The sequence below is a fragment of the Sporosarcina sp. resist genome, from assembly GCF_014302295.1.
Lineage (GTDB): Bacteria > Bacillota > Bacilli > Bacillales_A > Planococcaceae > Sporosarcina > Sporosarcina psychrophila.
Map to the genome: position 1 here is coordinate 805,935 of NZ_CP060287.1, position 20,925 is coordinate 826,859.

The window sequence follows — 20,925 nt, forward strand, 5'->3', positions numbered from 1 at the left end:
ACTTATAAATGACAATATCTCTATAGAATGTGCAACGTTACATAGAAAATGAAGCGGACCATTTGTTTGTAATTAAAGACAACGAGAAAGTTAATTTAGTTATTCGAAAAATTGTTCATATTGCTGAAAGTTATTAAACTAATGGATTCGTTAGGCGAAGAAGAATACTTCAAAAAAGGACCGTAAATGGTCTTTCTTATTAATGAATCATCAACAATATTATTTAACTTCTATATCACAATTATGCTTCCATGTGAAAAATTATGCGGATGAATACTTTTTTTCTTTTGGCTAGTCGTTCTTCATACTGTTTGCTTCCGTACATTTGTTTACCCCACGCTCGCATTGCATAAGATGAAATTGTCCATTCCGACAAACCTTTCGCCATGTTGAATCGGTGGAATTCGTCAATGACTGATTGGATCGATAGAATTGTTTGCGGCTTGGCTAGATTGGTAACCCTTAGAATGTCGTTTAATAGCGCTGAATCAATTTGGTTTCGTTTTTTCATATTCTCATCACCCGGTCAATTATTTCTGCGGATGACTGTAACCGGTGCGTTTTGAATTCGTGGTGATTGGGAATAGAAAATACCCGCCATTGAATGAACAATGACGGGTAAAATTGTTGTAATCATATGCCCTCGGCGAGAATCGAACTCACATCTTAAGCTTCGGAGGCTCACGTGCTATCCGTTGCACCACGAGGGCGTTACAAATCGGCTATCTTTTGCAGCAGACTAGACTTATTATACTGGTGTAGCTCAATGAATGCAATGCTTATTTTGAAAGCGTTATATTTGACCTTCGTTGACCATACTATGTATGATAAAGTTACAGTTGAAACGAAGTTATGTTTCAATAGGTAGACAACACTATCCAGCTTGAAGGAGGAAATAGAATGAATCTAATACCTACAGTAATTGAACAGACTAGCCGCGGTGAGCGTGCTTACGACATCTATTCACGTCTATTGAAAGACCGTATCATCATGCTTGGAAGTGGAATCGATGACAACGTTGCGAACTCTATCGTTGCTCAACTCCTATTTTTAGAAGCAGAAGATCCGGATAAAGATATTTCCATCTACATTAATAGCCCCGGGGGAAGCGTCACTGCTGGTATGGCGATTTTTGACACAATGCAATTCATCAAACCTGACATCCAAACAATTTGTATGGGGATGGCTGCATCTATGGGATCGTTCCTACTAGCGGCGGGTACTAAAGGGAAACGTTATGCGCTTCCTAACGCAGAAGTAATGATTCACCAACCATTAGGTGGAGCACAAGGGCAAGCAACAGAAATTGAAATTGCTGCAAAACATATCCTTTTCACTCGTGAAAAACTAAACTTGATTCTTGCTGAGCGTACTGGCCAATCGGTTGAAGTAATTGCGAGAGATACGGACCGCGACAACTTCATGACAGCTGAACGTGCGAAAGAGTATGGTTTAATTGACCATATTATTACACGCAGTGACATGAAAGACGGAGCTAAAACTAAACCTGAATCTAAATAAGTTCTACAAAAGTCGGCTTTCCATTATGGGAAGCCGTTTTTTTGTGGCTATAAAAAAACGTTGCCTTAGAATAAATGAAACCTTTTCAATAGTCATACTGTATATACTACTGTAGAAAAAGTTTCGACACGGTGTTCGAGAGGGTAAATGAAAGTAACTAACTCGTGAGGAGTGTTAACATGAAAAAAGTTTTAGGACCAATTGCGGTAATCGTAATCATACTTGCAGTTTTGGCTATGATACTGGTTCCAAGTTATAACAAATTCGTTAATTTAGAAGAAGATGTGGACCAGGCGTATGCACAAGTTGAAAATCAACTACAACGGAGGCTCGATCTGATACCGAACTTGGTAAGCACGGTTAAAGGTTTCGCGAGCCATGAAAAAGAGATTATCAGTGACATTGCAGATTCCCGTGCAAGACTTGCCGGAGCAAATGGGCCCGCAGAACAAGCGGATGCAAACGCTGACTTAGCGGGTGCGCTTAGTCGTCTTCTTGTCGTCGTTGAGAATTATCCTGATTTAAAAGCAAATGAAAATTTCACTAAGCTGATGGATGAACTGGCCGGAACTGAAAACCGTCTGGGCGTTGCGCGTAAGGATTATAACGACGTAGTCGCCAATTACAATAGGCAAGTGAAAAGATTCCCAGGAAAAATCGTTGCATCCATTTTCGGATATGATGAAAAGGAATACTTTAAAGCCGATGCAGCTGCAAATGAAGTGCCGAATGTCGATTTTGGAGATGACAAGGAATGATTAGAAAAGCTGTCCGCATACTGGTGACGGCATGTCTGATTGTTTTTACATCGTTAAACTCAGCAGTGTTTTCGGCTGATGCTGCTGTTCCGGTCGTTCAAGATACTGCGAATGTGTTGTCCGCTGAACAGAAATCGGAACTTGAGCAATATGGGATTCAATTAAATAATGCTACGACAGCGGAACTTGCGGTATTGATTCTCCCGAGCATAGGCGATAAGCCAGTTGAGGAATATTCAGTAGAGAAGCTTAGGGAATTTAAATTAGGCAATAAGGAAAAAAATAACGGAGCTTTGCTAGTCGTTACAACGGAGAAAAATTCCGATGGTAAACGACATTTCGAACTATCGGTCGGGTATGGATTAGAGGGTGCCCTTCCGGACGGAAAAGTCGGACGTATAATGGATGAAGTAGCTGTTCCATATTTGAATAAGCAACAGCCTGACATGGCGATCATGGAAGCATATAAATCATTCTACAATGAAATCGCAGCTGAATATGGATGGGATGGCGCGGATGTGCCCGTCACAACTATAGATTCCGACTCAAGTGATGGGGGATTCGGTATTCCATTCCCCGTCATCCTTTTCATCATTATTTACATTGTCTTCCGTGTCATCAGTAATAGAGGAGGCCGAGGAGGCGGAGGCGGTTCGGGCGGACGGCGTAGCGGAGGGCCAATTTTCTTCCCTGGTTCTTTTGGGGGCAGAAGTGGTGGCGGTAGTTCCGGCGGCGGTTTTGGTGGTTTCGGTGGCGGTGGTTCCGGCGGTGGTGGCGGAGCAGGCCGAAGCTGGTAAAGAATAATGGGCGGTATGCACAGGCAACATCCTGTGCATACCACCTGTTATTCATTTATACTAAAGGTATTATAAAAGTAATGAGGTGCATTAAAGTGCATGTGACATTTTACACAAAACCAGGTTGTCACCTTTGTGATGAAGCTGAATTAATGATGAAACTTGTCCAAGAGGATTTCCCGCTGACGTGGACGATAGTAGATATAGAAACTGATGATGAAAGTCATGAGAAATATATGTTTTTGATTCCTGTCATTGAAAAAGATGGCGATGTGATGCTTTACGGGTCAATTGGCTACGCTGATATCATTGATTTATTCTGATAATTAATGCTGTATTGTTTGTAAAGTCGAATGAAAAGAGCTATAATGAAGTTAGAAATATTTTTTTGCTTTATGTGGGACGCTATTCAGTATGTAGGGTCGTTAAATGTCCCTATGGTAAAGAGGAGGGCAGCCATTGGACGTTTTGATGGATGCACAGAGTAAACTCGTACCAGAAATGATGGAGTTAATGCAGCAAAGATATCGGATATTAAAGCTTGTAAAAATGGCTGGTCCAATTGGAAGGCGTCCACTCGGTCAGATGGCTGGTTTATCGGAGCGGGAAACGCGAACCATGATGGATACGCTAAGGGGTCAAAATCTGATTACTATTGCAAAAGACGGAGCTTCAATCACCACTGAAGGATTGACTGTCTTACTTGCTCTTGAGTCTTCAATGGAAGACTGGTCGGGCCGTACGTCAATTGCAAAGAGACTAATGGAATTCCTTGGCATTCAATCAGTCAAAGTTGTTGCAGGTAACTGCGATACCGATACCGCTTCGAAAAGCTTACTTGGTATGGAGGCAGCGAAACAATTTTCTTCTAAAATTGACGAGGGCAAAGTAGTCGCCGTCACTGGAGGAAGTACAATTGCATCGATTCCACTTCATATCGAAAAGTTTAGCGGTACCAATAATCTGCTATTCATCGCTGCAAGAGGCGGTGTAGGAGATGATATTGGTTTGCAAGCGAATGTCATTGCGGCCTCTTTCGCCTCGGCATGTGGAGGTACGTATAGTACATTTTATTATCCAGAGTCGTTAAGCGAAGAAGCCCATGAAGCGTTCCGAAAAGAACCTTCCGTCTTGAAAATGCTTGAACTTTATGACACAACAGATTGTGTTCTGCATGGAGTAGGCGACGCGCAAACAATGGCAATTATGCGTAATTCGCCTACAGAAGAGCGAGATATGATTCAAGACAATGGAGCTAAAGGCGAAGCATTCGGTTATTATTTTGACCAGGATGGTAACGTTGTCCACAGATTACGGACAATCGGTATCCAAACTGGCCATCTCGAGAAGATTCCGCTTATCATTTCAGTCGCAGGCGGCAGCAGTAAAGCTGAAGCTATCTTGGCTTATATGGCAAGTGCGCCTAAACAAACGATTTTAGTAACTGATGAAGGTGCAGCAACTGAAATGCTGAAAATACTCGTCAATAAATAAACGCATAAATGACTAAGACGGGTATTTTCAGGGAATAGGTTTAGATGGGCTTTGTGTAAATGTAGCTATAAGAAATTTTTTAACTATAAACTAAAAAAACAACATGGAGGAATATATTATGACTTTGAAACTTGCGATTAACGGATTTGGACGGATTGGACGTAAAGTATTCCGCGAAGCTTTGAAACAAGAGGAAATTGAAATTGTAGCAGTGAACGATTTGACGGATGCAGCAATGCTTGCACATCTTTTGAAGTATGACTCTGTACATGGCGTATTTGACGCGGAAGTCAGTTTTGATAATGACACGCTAATTGTCGATGGCAAAAGAGTGAAAGTATATGCAGAAAAAGATCCAGCAGCGCTACCATGGGGCACACTTGGGGTTGACGTTGTAGTTGATTCGACAGGCGTATTTACGGACAGAGCTGGACTGAACAAACACCTTGAAGCGGGTGCGAAAAAAGTTATCTTGTCATCACCGGCAAAAGGCGATATCACGACACTTGTAATGGGTGTTAACCACGAGTCATACGATCCGGCAAATGATAACATCGTATCGAATGCATCATGTACGACAAACTGTCTTGCTCCAGTTGTAAAAGTACTTCACAACGAATTCGGTATAAAACGCGGTCTAATGACAACAATTCACTCGTACACAAATGACCAACGCATTTTGGATTTACCGCATTCGGATTACAGACGTGCTCGTGCAGCTGCAGAAAACATGATTCCAACGACTACTGGCGCAGCTTCAGCTGTAACGAAAGTTATTCCTGAATTGAAAGGTAAACTTGACGGTATGGCTGTCCGCGTTCCAACACCAAACGTTTCACTCGTTGACTTTGTCGCTGAACTTGAGAAAGATGTGACAATTGCTGATGTGAACAATGCATTGAAAAACGCGTCTGAAAATGAGCTGAAAGGTTTCTTGGCTTATAATGAACTCCCACTAGTTTCTAAAGATTATAACGGAAATACTTCATCATCTACTGTAGATGGTCTTTCAACGATGGTCCTTGAAGACAACATGGTGAAAGTAATTACTTGGTATGACAACGAATCAGCTTATTCTGCACGTTGTGTGGACTTGGCACTTTATATGTTTGGTAAAGGTCTATAATTCAGTTAAATATAGCCATAAACAATAAAACCCCTTATAATGTAGTTGGGTAAGAGGAGCGGGGGTTACCCCGTTCCTCATTTTTTTTTAGTATATATGGAGGTGGGCGTTTTCATGGTGTCGAAAAAGACGATGAAAGATATGCAGCTTGAAGGGAAACGCGTTTTTTGCCGGGTAGATTTCAATGTACCTATGGAAGATGGGAATGTAACGGATGATACAAGGATCCGTGCAGCAATTCCGACCATCAATTATATGGTAGCTCAGGGTGCGAAAGTTATTCTCGCGAGTCATTTAGGACGTCCAAAAGGCGAAGTGAATGAAGACATGCGGCTTACTGCTGCAGGCGAAAAACTTGCGGAATTGATTGGCAAGCCGGTAACAAAGCTCGATTCATCCATTGGAAAAGAAGTGGAAGAAACCATTTCGACAATGAAAAACGGCGATATCATTCTGCTTGAAAATGTTAGGTTCCATGCTGGAGAAGAAAAGAATGATGCAGGACTAGCGAAGCAATTTGCGGAACTCGCTGATGTTTTCGTCAATGATGCATTCGGTGCTGCACACCGTGCACATGCTTCTACTGCGGGCATAGCGCAACATATTCCGGCTGTATCTGGCCTCCTTCTTGAAAAAGAATTGGATATTCTCAGTAAGGCATTATCAGAGCCTGACCGTCCGTTCACAGCAATTATTGGCGGAGCCAAAGTGAAAGACAAAATTGGCGTCATCGATCATCTATTAGACAAAGTGGATAATTTGATTATCGGCGGCGGATTATCATATACGTTTGCAAAAGCACAAGGCCATGAAATAGGAGATTCGCTCCTTGAGGAAGATAAAATCGACCTGGCGAACTCATTTATTCAGAAAGCCAAAGAAAAAGGCGTTAATTTATACTTACCAATCGACGTTGTTATAGCGGATGCGTTTTCAAAAGATGCAGAGACAAAAAACGTGAATATCGATTCCATACCAGAAGGATGGATGGGTCTGGATATTGGACCAAAAACAGCTGAACTTTACGCAGACGTTATTAAAGAGTCGAACTTAATCATTTGGAACGGGCCTATGGGTGTGTTTGAAATGGAGCCGTTCGCGGGTGGCACACAACGAGTTGCAAAAGCGATGGCTGAAACAAAAGCATATACAGTTATTGGTGGGGGCGATTCAGCCGCTGCTGTCGAAAAGTTCGGCGTAGGAGATAAAATGGATCACATTTCAACTGGTGGAGGCGCTTCTCTTGAATTCATGGAGGGAAAAGACCTACCGGGCCTCACTGCACTGAACGATAAATGATCGGGGGGAAACATTTTGCGAAAACGAATAATTGCGGGTAACTGGAAAATGTACAAGTCTCTTGAAGAAGCGAAAAGTTTCGCGATAGAAGTGCAAGAAAAAGCAGCAGCTTCAGAAAAAATGGAAGCGGTTATCTGTCCACCCGCTTTATACCTTTCAGAACTTGTACAAATTACAAAAGGTTCAGCAGTAGGTATTGGTGCACAAACGATGCATGACGTAAAAGAAGGTGCTTTCACGGGCGAAATCAGTCCAGCGATGCTGTCAGAAATCGGCGTTGGCTATGTTGTCCTGGGTCATTCTGAGCGTCGTCAATACTTCAACGAAACAGATGAATCCGTCAACAAGAAAGTCCATGCTGCATTTGACTACAAGCTTACGCCAATCGTCTGTGTGGGAGAATCACTTGAAGATCGGGAAAGTGGACAAACAGTTGAATTAGTAGCGGGACAAGTGAAAAAAGCATTCGAAGGCGTCAGCGCTGATTTAGCGGCACAAGCAGTCATAGCTTATGAGCCAATCTGGGCTATCGGTACAGGTAAAACAGCAACTGCACAAGATGCCAATGAAGTATGTGGAGCAATCCGTACGACAATCGGCGAATTATATAATGAAACAGTTGCAGACCAAATTCGTATTCAATATGGCGGTAGCGTTAAACCGGACAATATTGAAGAACTTCTCACAATGGAACATATCGATGGCGCACTTGTCGGCGGCGCAAGTTTGGATCCTGCATCATTCTTGAAATTGCTAGAGGCTGGAGCACATGAGTAAAAGTCCGGTAGCGCTTATCATTTTGGATGGCTTTGGCCTTCGTGATGACAAGCTAGGAAATGCAGTTGCACAGGCGAACAAGCCGAATTACGATCTATTATGGAACAACTTCCCGCATTCAACGCTGACAGCTTGTGGGGAGGCGGTAGGTCTTCCTGAAGGACAGATGGGTAACTCTGAAGTAGGGCATCTGAATATTGGAGCTGGTCGCGTCGTCTATCAAAGTTTGACTCGTATTAATAAGTCAATCAGGGAAGCTGACTTTTTCGATAACGAAACGCTTTTGAGAGCAGTTACACACGCGAAGGAAAACGGCTCAGCACTCCATCTGATGGGGTTACTATCCGACGGTGGTGTACATAGCCATTATGAGCATCTATTCGCGCTTCTTCGCCTAGCGAAGTTGAATGGACTTGATAAAGTATTTGTCCATGCCTTCCTGGATGGTCGTGATGTGAGCCCACAATCTTCTCTTGATTACATTGAAAAGACTGAAACATTCATGCAAGAGTTGGGTGTTGGCAAGTTTGCAAGTATTTCAGGACGGTATTATGCGATGGATCGTGATAAGCGCTGGGAGCGTTTGGAAAAGGTCTACCGTGCAATTGTTGAAGGCGCTGCTTTAACGGCAGCTACGCCGACTGCAGGCGTACTAGCGTCGTATAAGCAAGGCGTTCATGATGAATTCGTTGTACCTTTCCTTATTGAAGAACTTGGTAAACCGGTTGCGACGGTTGAAGATGGGGATGCGGTTGTATTCTTTAATTTCCGTCCAGACCGTGCCATTCAGCTTTCACGCGCCTTAACAGATTCTACTTTTGATGAATTTGAAACAGGAACGAAAAGATATAAAGATTTGAAGTTTGTGACGTTCACACATTATAGTGACGACATTGTTGCAGATGTCGCTTATAGTAGTGACAACTTGGAAAACACTCTTGGAGAAGTTATCGCCCGCAACGGTTTGACACAACTGCGCATTGCAGAAACCGAGAAGTTTCCACATGTCACTTTTTTCATGAGTGGCGGACGAGAAGACAAGTTCATAGGTGAAGAACGAATCTTGATAGCTTCACCGAAAGTTGCAACGTATGACTTGCAACCGGAGATGAGTGCTTACCAAGTGACGGAATCGCTTATTGAAGGAATTGAGGCGAATCGTTTTGATGCAATTATTCTCAATTTCGCAAATCCCGACATGGTCGGGCATAGTGGAATGCTGGAACCAACCATCAAAGCGATTGAGACGGTTGATATATGCCTTGGCAAAATTATCGACGCAATCCATGCTAAAGGCGGTACGGCAATCGTAACGGCTGATCATGGAAATGCTGATGAAGTAACTACGCAAGACGGGGCTCCGATGACGGCGCACACAACGAATCCGGTTCCGGTTATCGTTACGAAGGCGGGAATTAGTTTGCGCGAAGGCGGTAAACTCGCAGACTTGGCACCAACAATGCTAAAATTGTTACAAGTAGAACAACCGGTAGAAATGACCGGCACACCATTATTTTAAAAAGGGGAGAATGACATGCCAATCATTACACTTATCCAAGCGAGAGAAGTACTTGATTCACGTGGAAATCCAACAGTAGAGGTTGAAGTATTTACGGAAAGCGGTGCATTTGGTCGGGCAATCGTTCCATCTGGCGCTTCAACAGGCGAATATGAAGCAGTAGAACTACGTGACGGTGATCCGGATCGCTACTTGGGCAAGGGTGTTCTTCAAGCGGTTGACCATGTTAATGAAGTTATTTCGGCGGAATTGGAAGATGCTTTTTCAGTTCTTGATCAAGTGACGATTGACAAAGCGTTGATTGAAATTGATGGTACTGCCAACAAAGGTAAATTGGGCGCAAATGCAATTCTTGGCGTATCGATAGCTGTCGCACATGCTGCTTCTGATTATCTTGATATTCCCCTTTATCAATATCTAGGTGGCATTAACGCAAAACAATTGCCAGTGCCAATGATGAACATTCTAAACGGTGGCGAGCATGCGGATAACAACGTGGATATTCAAGAGTTTATGGTAATGCCAGTCGGCGCTACTTCATTCCACGAAGGTCTTCGTATGGGCGCGGAAATTTTCCATACCCTTAAAACTGTTCTACAGGCAAAAGGCTTGAATACATCAGTGGGTGATGAAGGCGGATTCGCTCCGAACTTATCTTCCAATGAAGAAGCTTTGTCTATTATCCTTGAAGCAATCGAAAAAGCAGGCTACAAACCAGGCGAGGAAGTTCTCCTTGCAATGGACGTTGCAGCATCTGAGTTTTTCAATAAAGAAGATGGTACGTACAATCTTGCTGGCGAAGGTATCGTAAAAACATCGGCAGAAATGGTTGATTGGTATGAAGAGCTTTGCAGTAAGTATCCAATCATCTCTATCGAAGATGGTTTGGATGAAAATGACTGGGCGGGTCATAAACTATTGACGGACCGCTTAGGCAAAAAAATTCAACTTGTCGGAGATGACTTGTTCGTAACGAACACAGAAAAACTGGCACGAGGAATTGAAGAGGGTATTGGTAACTCAATCCTTATCAAAGTGAACCAAATCGGTACATTGACGGAAACGTTTGATGCGATTGAAATGGCGAAGCGCGCTGGCTATACGGCAGTTATTTCCCACCGTTCAGGTGAATCAGAAGATACGACAATTGCTGATATCGCAGTTGCAACAAACGCTGGACAAATCAAAACGGGTGCACCATCTCGTACGGACCGCGTTGCGAAATACAACCAATTGCTTCGTATTGAAGATCAGCTAGATGATACTGCTGAGTATCTTGGTGTTAAAACGTTTTATAACTTGAAGAAATAATGATTGCTAAAAACCCGCTTCGGCGGGTTTTTCTTTGGTTTTTAATAGATTGAGTGGAAACTCACTGAGTGACTATGAGAACTTCTGTCTTAAAATTAGAACAATAGGTTGTAACACCAGTCTGTTTTTGGTAAAATAGAACTGTTGTGAAGTTCGAATCGGGAGGTGGAACAAAATGCATACTTTGCTGATGACACTGCTCGTAATCGTAGCACTATCATTGATCGTAGTCGTATTATTGCAATCTGGGAAAAGCGCAGGTCTATCAGGAGCCATCTCTGGCGGAGCCGAACAACTTTTCGGAAAACAAAAAGCACGTGGACTTGACCTCGTACTTCAACGGGTCACTGTTGTACTTGCCGTTTTGTTTATCGTATTGGCAATCGTCATTATGAAAGTATAATCTTAAATAGACCATTATCGCCTGACCTTCCGACTGGTCGGGCGTTTTTTATTAAAAGTAGGGAAGTATAAGTTTTCTACTGGGGTCGTTGTCTAGACTCCAGGCGCCAGCCGCTTGGTCATAAGCAATCCAGCTATGTGGCAAAGAGCGCCACGTCGCTGGATCGACTTATGCCTGTCGCGTCAAGCGGGCGCCTTGCGCTTTTCTTAGTGTCCAGACTCCAGGCGCCTAGCCCCTCGAGTCGCTTCAGTCCTTAAGTTAAAGGCAAAGAGCGCCTTTATCTTAAGGCCCTCCAGCGCTTTTCGGGTCTACCGAGGCGCCTTGCACTTTTCTTAGTGTCTAGCTCCAGGCGCCAACTCCTCGGGACATAAGTCAGTCAGACTATTCGGCAAAGAACGCCGCTTAGCCCGCCCGTCTTATGCCTGTCGGAGCTGAACGGCGCCTTGCACTTTTCTTAGTGTCTAGACTCCAGGCGCCAGCCGCTCAAGTCAAAAGCAATCCAGCTATGTGGCAAAGAGCGCCACGTCGCCGGATCGACTTATGCCTGTCGCGGGCCTACAGGATGTAGGTCATGCAGATGTTGCCACAGGAAGTGGCGTACTTAAGCTGCTATCCTTTTTTGGCGCCTTGCACTTTTCTTAGAAAGGATGATCTAAATGAGAATTGCACAACCGAAACCATTCTTTTTCGAAAGAGGGAAGCGTGCAGTTTTACTGCTACATGGATTTACAGGTACCTCAGCGGACGTACGGATGTTGGGACGGTTTCTTGAAAAGGAAGGCTACACCTCGCTTGCACCCCATTACAAAGGCCACGGTGTTCCCCCAGAAGAATTGATCCACACAGGTCCCGAAGAGTGGTGGGAAGATGTTCTTACGGGTTATAATCAATTAAAGGAAGCTGGATACGATGAGATTGCAGTTGCTGGATTGTCATTAGGAGGCGTATTTTCGCTCAAATTAGGGTATAACAAGCCAGTGAAGGGTATTGTTACAATGTGCGCGCCAATGTCGATGAGAACAACTGACATTATGTATGAAGGTGTCCTTAAATATGCACGGGAGTATAAGAAGTTTGAAGGGAAAGCCGAAGAAGACATCGAAAGAGATATAGAGGCATTACGTGCGCAAAATATGCCTTCTCTCGAAGAACTTCGTGCACTTGTCTATGATGTACGAGATCATATCGATCACATCTATGCACCGCTATTTGTTGTGCAGGCCACAAACGATGATGTTATCGATACCGATTCCGCAAACGTTATTTATGACAATACCGAATCAGACATAAAAAATATTAAATGGTATGAACAATCGGGACATGTCATTACACTCGGACCCGAAAAAGTGAAACTTCATGAAGATATTTTGAAATTCTTGGAATCATTGGACTGGAATGAGTGAAAGATAAGACCAATGACCATACTATAGACTTATAAGGAGTGATGCAATTGGATAGCTTAGAACAAGACATACAGCAAAAATTGCTGTCTTTAATGAAAGAAGAATCGTATAAGCCGCTAACCGTACAGGAAATTCAGGAAGTATTGGGATTTGAACAGGCGGCGGAGTTTAAGGAACTAGTGAAAATGCTTGTTGACCTTGAACAAAAAGGGCAAATTATTCGCTCGAAATCGAACCGTTATGGCGTGCCAGAAGGCATGAACCTCCTTCGTGGAAAATTCATCGGGCATGCAAAAGGATTTGGTTTTGTGGCACCGGATGTAGAAGGAATGGATGATGTATTCATACCACCACATGAAGTAAATGGCGCGATGAACGGAGATACTGTCCTCATACGTGTCGTTAATGCCACATCAGGCGGTAGACGTGAAGGGGCAATTACACGTGTCGTGGAACGCAAAACAACAAAGGTAGTGGGCATGTACCAGAACAATAAAGGCTTCGGTTTCGTTGTTCCTGATGATAAAAAATTACCAATGGACGTTTTCATCGGTAAAGGAGATTCACTTGATGCGGTTGACGGTCACAAAGTCGTTGTTGAAATAACAGACTGGCCTGTAGACGGGAAATCAGCAACAGGTATGGTGACACAAATCCTTGGTCACAGAAATGATCCTGGCGTGGACATCTTGTCTATTATTCATAAGCATGGAATTGAAGTTGACTTTCCGCAAGCAGTACTAGACCAGGCAAATAAAATACCTGAAGAAGTTCAAGAAGAAGATTTGTTCAAACGTCGTGATCTCCGTGAAGAACTTTCGATTACAATTGATGGCGCGGATGCCAAAGACCTTGACGATGCCATTTCAGTTGTGAAAAACGACAATGGTAGCTATATATTATCTGTTCATATTTCGGATGTCAGTTATTATGTGACGGAGAATTCTGCAATGGGTGATGACGCTTATGACCGTGGAACAAGCGTGTACTTGACGGATAGAGTTATCCCAATGTTACCGCATAGATTATCGAACGGAATCTGTTCATTGAATCCAGGTGTCGATAGGCTTACGTTATCTTGTACAATGACGATAGATCGCAACGGGAAAGTCGTCGAGCACGAAATATTTGAGAGTGTTATTCGCTCGAAAGAACGTATGACTTATAATGAAGTTTATAAAATCATCGAAGAAAAAGACGAAGAACTTTCAGAGAAATATGCACATGTTGTTCCTATGATTAACCATATGGCAGACCTCGCGGCTATTTTGAAACAGAAGCGAGAAGATCGTGGAGCCATTGATTTCAATTTCAAGGAATCGAAAATCCTTGTTGATGAAAAAGGATGGCCAACGGATGTTGTCATTATGGAGCGTACTGTATCAGAACGCCTGATAGAAGAATTCATGCTTGCTGCGAACGAAACAATCGCGGAACATTTCCACTGGCTTAAAGTACCGTTCATTTACCGAATTCACGAAGATCCGAAAGCTGAGAAATTACAACGTTTCTTCGAATTTCTAACGAACTTTGGTGTTGTTGTAAAAGGAACGGGTAATAAGGTCCATCCAAAAGCGTTGCAGGAAATCGTAGAATCAATTGAGGGACTACCTGAAGAAACAGTTATTTCGACAATGCTCCTGCGTTCAATGCAACAGGCGAAGTATTTAGATCAAAGTCTGGGTCACTTTGGTTTATCCACAGAATTCTATACTCATTTCACGGCACCAATCCGCCGCTTCCCAGATTTGATTGTCCACCGTTTGATCCGGACATATCTAATTGAAAAAGACATGTCGACACAGACACTTGCGCATTGGAGTGCGATATTAGCTGATATTGCAGAGCATACATCTGAACGGGAACGTCGTGCAGTTGAAGCAGAACGTGATACAGAGTCACTGAAAAAAGCTCAATTTATGCTCGACAAAATTGGCGAAGAATTCGAAGGCGTTATTTCATCGGTTACAAACTTTGGTTTGTTTGTCGAACTGGAAAACACAATCGAAGGACTTGTTCACGTTAGTCATATGACAGATGATTATTATCGATTTGACGACAGACAAATGATGATGATTGGTGAACGTTCTGGCAAACAATACAGACTCGGCGACGAAGTAACCGTGAAAGTGATTGCTGTGAAGCCTGAAGAATCGACAATCGATTTTGAAATCGTTGGCATGAAACAAGACTTCCGTCGTACACGTAAAGAAACTCCGAAAGTCATCCATGCAAAGAAAAAGGATGGCGACAATAAATCCGGAGATAAATCAAAAGATAAAAAGAAAACAGGCACATATAGTAAAAAGAAAAAGTTCTATGAAGGCGCAGCGAAAAAAGCGGGTACTAAACCTAAGCCTAAAAAGAAAAAGTAAAGAAGGAGCGGTCTAGGCCGCTCCGCAGTTTTGCTTCCGGCTGTATTGTCACAAACTTTGAAAGGTTGCTTACCTGCGTCCAGCAGGCACAAGCGCTATTCAAAATTTGTATGCAATTACGCCGGGGCGTAATTGATTAAGGGGTGAAAGAAATGGCGAAAGGCCAGGGGAAGGTAGTCGCCGTTAATAAAAAGGCGAATCATGATTTTGCAATCGAAGAAACAATTGAGGCAGGTATTGTTCTACAAGGTACTGAAATCAAAGCAATCCGTACTAGTAAAGTTCAACTGCGAGATGCGTTTATAAGAATCCGCAATAACGAAGCGTGGATTACCAATATGCACATTAGCCCATATGACCACGGGAATCAGTTCAATCATGATCCGGTGCGTTCTAGAAAGTTACTTCTTCATAAAAAACAGATTAGCAAATTGATTGGACAAACGAAAGAACAGGGATCTGCGATTGTACCGATTAAGATGTATTTAAAAGACGGCTTTGCAAAAGTGTTAATTGGTGTTGGGAAAGGTAAGAAAGATTACGACAAACGCCAAGATCTGAAGAAAAAAGATGCGAAGCGTGAAATCGATCGTGCACTTAGAGATAGGCAGAAGTATTGAAAATTTAGTGGAAATGTGATATACTAATTTGTGTTCAAGTAGTTCAGAAGCCTTTAAATAGGTTCTCCTGACATCCCTTTGGGGACGTTACGGATTCGACAGGGGTCGTCTTAGCTTGAGTTGCGCGTCGGAGGGCTCGGCTCCGTCAGAAACGGCACCTTATAATAACAGGCAAAACTAACAACAACCTAGCATTCGCAGCGTAAGCTGTTGAATCTGCCTTACATTTCCATCGCCCATGTGGCATTTGTAGGGCTCAACCTTTAGTGGGATACGACGGCTGTTGCCTCTTGAGGCAGTCGGAAGAGACTTCCAAGATAGCGTACATGACGCCCTGATTGCCGGCATAATGCCACGCGAATCCAAATAGACAATCTACACGCGTAGATGCTTAAGTGTTAGAGCCTCTGGACGCGGGTTCGACTCCCGCCGTCTCCATATTACGATTTCATTGAGTTTCAATGAATGTCAAAGCCCTTGTATATCAAGGGTTTTTTCTTTTGCACTGTTTCATATGATTTCACATAATATCAATAGAACGTAGTCAAAAACGTAGTCATCCATCTACATTTCAATATAGTTGGCGAACTTCAGTATTGCTTCTTCTTTCGCCTTTTTCGTAACGTGTGTGTAGATGTTCATCGTCGTTTGTACATCACTATGTCCTAAGCGGTCTTGCACTTGCTTCAAACTAACACCCGCTTCAAATAACAATGAACAATGTGTATGACGTAAACCATGTGTTGTGATAGTGCCAAGGTTAAATTTCTTCTGCACATGCAAAATCCACTTACGAGTTTTTGTAGGCTGCATGTATTCGTTGTGCTCATTGCTAAATATAAGTTGCTTCGGTTGCAACGTATTAAAGCCCAGTTTCAAATAATCTTGCTTCTGCTTTTTCTTCCACACATTTAAAATAGCCAACGTCTTGTCGTCCATATCGATTGTACGAGCAAGACCTGTTTTCGTAGATTTCACATATAGCTGATTAGCTTTACCTCGTGCAAGGGCTTTGCTAATACGTAGCTGCATTGTTGAGAAGTCCAGGTCATTCCACGTAAGAGCTAACGCTTCACCTTTACGCATACCACTGAAAGCGAGTAATCGGAATAGGGCGTATGCTTTGTAGTTACTTTCTTGTCCTAAGCATGATAAGAACTCAATAAGTTGCTCACGAGTGTAGAAGTTCTCCGCCTCATCTTCATCATTCACAATAGTCTTCTTACAGGCAGTGGCGGGCATATCTACGTGTGCAAAAGGATTTGTTTGTATATAGCCACGTTTAATCGCAAAGTTTAACACCTTCGCAGCATACGCTTTTACCATGCGGAACTTCTTTAACTTCGCCGCCCATTCATCCACATGCATCTGACATACATCGACATGTATCTTTTCGATTTTATAAGCACCCATTGCAGGAAGAATATGGTTTTTGAAGATGCCTGTTGTTTTTACAAATGTGCTTTCCTCAACAGTCTTTTCATATTGCTTTACCCATAAGTTGTAAATTTCATGATACGTTTCGGGACGTTCTTGTTGGTACGTACCATTTGCAACAGCTAGCTTAATACGAGCTAACGCTAATTCCGCTTCCTTACGTGTTTTAAAGCCCCGCCTCTTTGTGCGCTTCTGTTTCCCTGTTAGTGGATCAACACCTAAATATGCTGGGAACTCGTATCGTAAATCACCGTTTTCAAGCTTGTAGCTGTTAATTGGTGATACTTTTTTCTTTACCATAATAAGTCCTCCTGAATCAGTGGCGGGGGCAATTGATTTAAGAGAGGATTTACCTCTAGTGATATTATAACCAAGTCTAAAGATAAATTCTCTCCTAAACTATTTTTAATAACTGTAACTTTCTAAAAACTTATCTATCTCTTTTCGCGATACCCTTTTAACTCCATCTATCTCGCAAACCTTTAAACCCATTTCACGAAATTTCATAAATGTGTTATATGAAACGTCAGCATATTTGGCAGCGTCTTTGAGTGTCATCCATTCATTTTTCACAAAAGCATGTTTGGTAGAAAGTAGTGCTTTATTTAGTGTGTTTACAATCAATTCTTCGATATTAGTTTCTGTGTTGTTAATAGTTGAATTCATTTTAATCTCTCCTTGGAAATAAATTTGATTTGCTGTATCCTTTTATGGGCTAAGTGTCTTTAGAATCGGTGTTGATTTTTTGAAAATAGTATATGTAGTAGCTCGTTTTTCGAAAGGAAGAAAAAGTGAGCAACAAAAAAGCAACCAATAGAGCTTGCAGTATAAGATCAGTTAAATAATCCAGACGAAATTACTTGTTCGTGAAAGATTATTTAATGGTACAACATCACTCTTGAAAACCTGTGTGAAAGTTTTCAGTAAGTTCAGTTGTCTATATCTCTTATACGCAATGCTATATCAGTTGCGTCTTTATCATTAAGTGAGTGAATGCGAGACGAATCAAGTGCGTCATCTCTTAGATTAACTGTAAGTGAATGGGACTCGAAATGTCAACTTGAAATTTAATTACCAGAGTGTGAAAATTATTGCTTCTACTTATATGCCAAAAAGTTTTTTCGTTTCTCAAAGCAATTAGGCAAATATACGAAAAAGGGCTTGCAAATTTCAGGGAATGTGTTTAATATGAAAAATACACAAGCGCTACTAAAAAATTGTGTCCAAAAAAACATACACTACACTTAAGATAAAACGCTATTCGGCGTCAAGTAACTGAACAGGTAAGATACTTTCTCCATTTCATTAGAGAAGGTCCCTTCCTGTTTTCTTGACACTGGATAGCGTTATTTTTTTTATTACATTTGAATTGGAGGAATAATAATGTCGACTTACTAAGCTATAAATCCAGTAGCAAACATGAAACCTATTACAGATCCGTGTAAATCAGATATAAGGATAAGTCGCTCTTTATACGACCGCCTAAATAGCTAGATTTGATGAACGAATATATCGAACTACAAGAAAATCAGCTGCAACAAAGCTATAACTTCTTTGAACGAATAATGGAGATATGTATGCATTATAAAGTAGGAAATAGCTTCCAACTAGGTGTCGGTTTAGAAAATGACACTGATTATTAAAAACGGGCAAAACGTGATGAAGTCAAGGGTTCTTTTACACAGCGAAAATCCCTTTAGATTGGCGTCCCATGGCTACTAGCATAGTACTAGCGTACTTCACTATTTTTGTGCTGTATGTGCATTGAATATGAATTAGTGCGTAATGTAATAGTTTTGGCTACAATTATGTAAAAAACGCAACGAACTATAGTGTTTATAGCACCCTAGTATGTGTAATATGTCTTTTAAGGACATAACATAACAGGAGGTTCGATATGCAGTTCAATCATTATAAACTTAAAGCCGTTCGTTGCTTAAAGGGCTACAGCGTAGAAGAGATTGCAAGAAGGACAGGAATTGATGTATATGCTTATTGGCGTATAGAAAGTGGTAAAACTCAATTGAAGGTACAACATTTTTTGAAGATTGCTAGAGCTTTGGATGAACCAATCACTTACTTTGTTGAAGAAAATGAATTGATTACTGATGTAATGGATCGCATTATCGATTTGCACGTCTTATTAGACCGTTTGGATGATGATGGAAAAGATGATTACTCGACTTTAATACAAGCCTTAGAAGCTGTTTCTGCTAAGAAGTTGCAGAAAATATAATTTCTTCTAGCGTTCTATTATGTATATATGAATTTTTGGATTGTAATAGGAATTTAAAATAAGTACGTAATACGCCGGGGAAAAGTAGAGAGAGGAGGGGGATCTTAGATGCTTGATACATTTGAAATTGCATTAGAAGCAGGTTATTCAACTGTTAAGCTATTAGAGGAAGCATTAGAAGTGGATATCAAGTTCACTAATAACTTCTATAGGCTCATTAATCCACTTGAACAGCCTGGTATGAGAGCCATCAATATAACGAAACAACAGAACAGCCAAAAGTACAGGATTGCGATTGAAGTGAATCCTAGGGAGTTGTTAATAGAAGAAGAAAGCATCGACTTGTTTCTCTGTAACAAAGAGAACGTAGAGGTCCTGTATCGAAAACTAGAAGAAGAACTTACTTACATTCATAGATACTTCTCACTAACAAATGGAAAGTGGTGTCTATCTCGTATTGACTATGCAATGCAGTTCCGTACACCTTATGTGGAGCTGTACACAACACTTGAAAGTAAAGGACCGATTCGTTATCACTATGAAGGATTACAGAAGCCAGGAAGCACCTACAATAAGTGCAAGAGCTCAACGATCAATGCTTATAATAAAGACGATCAGCTTTCTAAAACGAATAGTTCAACACAATTAAAAACAGCAGCTAAGAACTTGTATCGCTTTGAGTGTCAATGTTTAAAAACAAACTACTTAAGGAAGAAGTTCGACATTTATTATAACGACTTGTTTGGCTTGTTCCGTGAAGATATAGCACTTTCTGTTTTAAAAGCACAGCACCAACGCCACATTAAGACAGGTGACTATTACAGTTATGATGAAGCTGAGAAGCAAATCAGGGAAATGAAAGGTAAACAGCAACGAACAAAAAAGAAAGTACTTGAAGTCTTGAGATTTATTGAAGCTGCTGGTTCTCTTCCTAGTGCATTACAAGCAATTCGAAATGATGGTGATAGTGTACCAGAACAATTCAGAGGAGCATATAGCGAGCGTAGCTATGAAATACTTAAGGACAAGTTTAACGCGCTTATCAGGGAGCAGCTTTGCAAAGAAGGTATCAATCCAATACTATTGCCAAATGGTTGCGGATTTACGACTTTACCAAATACGTACGCAGAGCTATTTACAGCTTAACTTGACATCCATGAGCCCGAAGGGAGTAGTGAAATGACTACCCCGGGGCTCTTTTTATTATGAATACTGGGATAATACAATACTAGGTAGGGCTAGAAAATATATTTAATTTCATTTACTACAGAAATTTATAAATTGTGAATAACATAACATTACACACTATCGCTCCAGTGTAATAACAATACTTGTTAAAATTTTTTTATGAGTAAAACTCCCTCCTATAATTGAAGGAATATTCTTCTCTCTAATAGTGTAAGAGTGTTTTAGAGCGTGGGAGATAAAGAGTCATATCACTCATTAAAAGAGCGTTTTAATGAGTTTATACGCCATCCTCTATGTAAAGTGGGTATTAATTCGATCTTGCTATCTGAACACTGTAGTACATCATACACTCCTATACTGAGCTGTCGGAAGCTAAGTATTCTATAGGTCCTGGGATTTGAAATGACTACACTGGGGCTACTTTAATTTGAAATGATGAAAAATATGCTACTAAGTAGCTCGGGCATTTTCAGCATATATGAACTGCATCAGAGAATTCACATGAATTAGTGAACGATTTGACTAATATGTGAAGTACTTATTAATACACTAAGACGACTGATTATACGCGAAAGCTAATCAATTAAGGAATTTACCTCATTCGGCTGAGGCTGATGGAGATTTATAGCGCTTTGGAACATTAAGATTGTTTAGGCTGTGT

At 41.5% G+C, this 20,925-nt stretch carries 19 protein-coding genes, 1 tRNA gene and 1 other RNA gene; 17 read left to right on the forward strand and 4 right to left on the reverse strand.

Annotated elements, in window-relative coordinates; all coding sequences use genetic code 11:
- Positions 1-241: 241 nt before the first annotated feature.
- On the reverse strand, positions 242-511 hold the full coding sequence (locus tag H7992_RS03990; protein ID WP_187046679.1) for a hypothetical protein: 270 nt from the start codon (positions 509-511) through the stop codon (positions 242-244).
- A gap of 127 nt (positions 512-638) precedes the next feature.
- A tRNA-Arg gene (locus tag H7992_RS03995) sits at positions 639-710 on the reverse strand.
- Between the two features lie 190 nt (positions 711-900).
- Here H7992_RS03995 and clpP point away from each other — a divergent pair.
- The 15 genes from clpP to ssrA all read left to right on the forward strand — a co-directional run bounded on the left by clpP (position 901) and on the right by ssrA (position 15,844).
- A complete protein-coding gene (gene clpP / locus H7992_RS04000; RefSeq protein WP_067206000.1) occupies positions 901-1,521 on the forward strand; it encodes an ATP-dependent Clp endopeptidase proteolytic subunit ClpP in 621 nt (206 codons plus the stop codon).
- Between the two features lie 179 nt (positions 1,522-1,700).
- Complete coding sequence (locus H7992_RS04005) at positions 1,701-2,279, forward strand: LemA family protein (RefSeq protein ID WP_187046680.1); 579 nt, start codon at positions 1,701-1,703, stop codon at positions 2,277-2,279.
- A complete protein-coding gene (locus tag H7992_RS04010) occupies positions 2,276-3,076 on the forward strand; it encodes a TPM domain-containing protein (protein WP_187046681.1) in 801 nt (266 codons plus the stop codon). The genes H7992_RS04005 and H7992_RS04010 overlap by 4 nt, the downstream gene beginning before the upstream one ends.
- Before the next feature lie 95 nt (positions 3,077-3,171).
- Positions 3,172-3,399 carry a glutaredoxin family protein gene (locus H7992_RS04015; RefSeq protein ID WP_255428579.1) on the forward strand — a complete coding sequence of 76 codons (228 nt, stop codon included), beginning with the start codon at positions 3,172-3,174 and terminating at the stop codon, positions 3,397-3,399.
- Between the two features lie 136 nt (positions 3,400-3,535).
- Positions 3,536-4,570 (forward strand): sugar-binding transcriptional regulator, encoded by a 1,035-nt coding sequence (locus H7992_RS04020; protein WP_082786484.1) that lies wholly within the window; start codon positions 3,536-3,538, stop codon positions 4,568-4,570.
- Positions 4,571-4,688: 118 nt separating this feature from the next.
- On the forward strand, positions 4,689-5,696 hold the full coding sequence (gene gap, locus H7992_RS04025) for a type I glyceraldehyde-3-phosphate dehydrogenase (RefSeq protein WP_067206007.1): 1,008 nt from the start codon (positions 4,689-4,691) through the stop codon (positions 5,694-5,696).
- 117 nt (positions 5,697-5,813) lie between these two features.
- Entirely contained in the window at positions 5,814-6,995 is a 1,182-nt protein-coding gene (gene pgk / locus H7992_RS04030) for a phosphoglycerate kinase (protein WP_187047784.1), read from the forward strand.
- A gap of 15 nt (positions 6,996-7,010) precedes the next feature.
- Entirely contained in the window at positions 7,011-7,772 is a 762-nt protein-coding gene (tpiA, locus tag H7992_RS04035; protein ID WP_187046683.1) for a triose-phosphate isomerase, read from the forward strand.
- Positions 7,765-9,291, forward strand: a complete 1,527-nt coding sequence (gene gpmI, locus H7992_RS04040; protein ID WP_067206019.1) for a 2,3-bisphosphoglycerate-independent phosphoglycerate mutase — start codon at positions 7,765-7,767, stop codon at positions 9,289-9,291. Before tpiA ends, gpmI begins: the two co-directional genes overlap by 8 nt.
- Positions 9,292-9,306: 15 nt before the next feature.
- On the forward strand, positions 9,307-10,602 hold the full coding sequence (gene eno, locus H7992_RS04045; protein WP_187046684.1) for a phosphopyruvate hydratase: 1,296 nt from the start codon (positions 9,307-9,309) through the stop codon (positions 10,600-10,602).
- A gap of 175 nt (positions 10,603-10,777) precedes the next feature.
- Positions 10,778-11,005 carry a preprotein translocase subunit SecG gene (gene secG, locus H7992_RS04050; protein WP_067206024.1) on the forward strand — a complete coding sequence of 76 codons (228 nt, stop codon included), beginning with the start codon at positions 10,778-10,780 and terminating at the stop codon, positions 11,003-11,005.
- A gap of 656 nt (positions 11,006-11,661) precedes the next feature.
- On the forward strand, positions 11,662-12,408 hold the full coding sequence (locus tag H7992_RS04055; protein WP_067206026.1) for an alpha/beta hydrolase: 747 nt from the start codon (positions 11,662-11,664) through the stop codon (positions 12,406-12,408).
- Between the two features lie 92 nt (positions 12,409-12,500).
- Complete coding sequence (gene rnr, locus H7992_RS04060) at positions 12,501-14,783, forward strand: ribonuclease R (protein WP_231885816.1); 2,283 nt, start codon at positions 12,501-12,503, stop codon at positions 14,781-14,783.
- Between the two features lie 152 nt (positions 14,784-14,935).
- Positions 14,936-15,403 carry an SsrA-binding protein SmpB gene (smpB, locus tag H7992_RS04065; RefSeq protein ID WP_067206031.1) on the forward strand — a complete coding sequence of 156 codons (468 nt, stop codon included), beginning with the start codon at positions 14,936-14,938 and terminating at the stop codon, positions 15,401-15,403.
- Between the two features lie 80 nt (positions 15,404-15,483).
- Positions 15,484-15,844, forward strand: a transfer-messenger RNA (tmRNA) gene (ssrA, locus tag H7992_RS04070).
- 123 nt (positions 15,845-15,967) lie between these two features.
- Here the strand turns inward: ssrA and H7992_RS04075 are convergent.
- Together H7992_RS04075 and H7992_RS04080 are read right to left on the reverse strand one after the other, a co-directional pair.
- Positions 15,968-17,140 (reverse strand): site-specific integrase, encoded by a 1,173-nt coding sequence (locus H7992_RS04075; protein ID WP_187046685.1) that lies wholly within the window; start codon positions 17,138-17,140, stop codon positions 15,968-15,970.
- Positions 17,141-17,245: 105 nt separating this feature from the next.
- The gene (locus tag H7992_RS04080) at positions 17,246-17,506 is read right to left on the reverse strand and encodes a helix-turn-helix domain-containing protein (RefSeq protein ID WP_187046686.1); all 261 of its coding nucleotides are present in this window, start codon (positions 17,504-17,506) and stop codon (positions 17,246-17,248) included.
- 1,231 nt (positions 17,507-18,737) lie between these two features.
- On the opposite strand from H7992_RS04080, the gene H7992_RS04085 reads away from it, so the two are divergent.
- Both H7992_RS04085 and H7992_RS04090 read left to right on the forward strand, forming a co-directional pair.
- Positions 18,738-19,076, forward strand: a complete 339-nt coding sequence (locus H7992_RS04085) for a helix-turn-helix domain-containing protein (RefSeq protein ID WP_187046687.1) — start codon at positions 18,738-18,740, stop codon at positions 19,074-19,076.
- A gap of 108 nt (positions 19,077-19,184) precedes the next feature.
- On the forward strand, positions 19,185-20,222 hold the full coding sequence (locus H7992_RS04090) for a hypothetical protein (protein WP_187046688.1): 1,038 nt from the start codon (positions 19,185-19,187) through the stop codon (positions 20,220-20,222).
- The last annotated feature ends 703 nt before the right edge of the window (positions 20,223-20,925 follow it).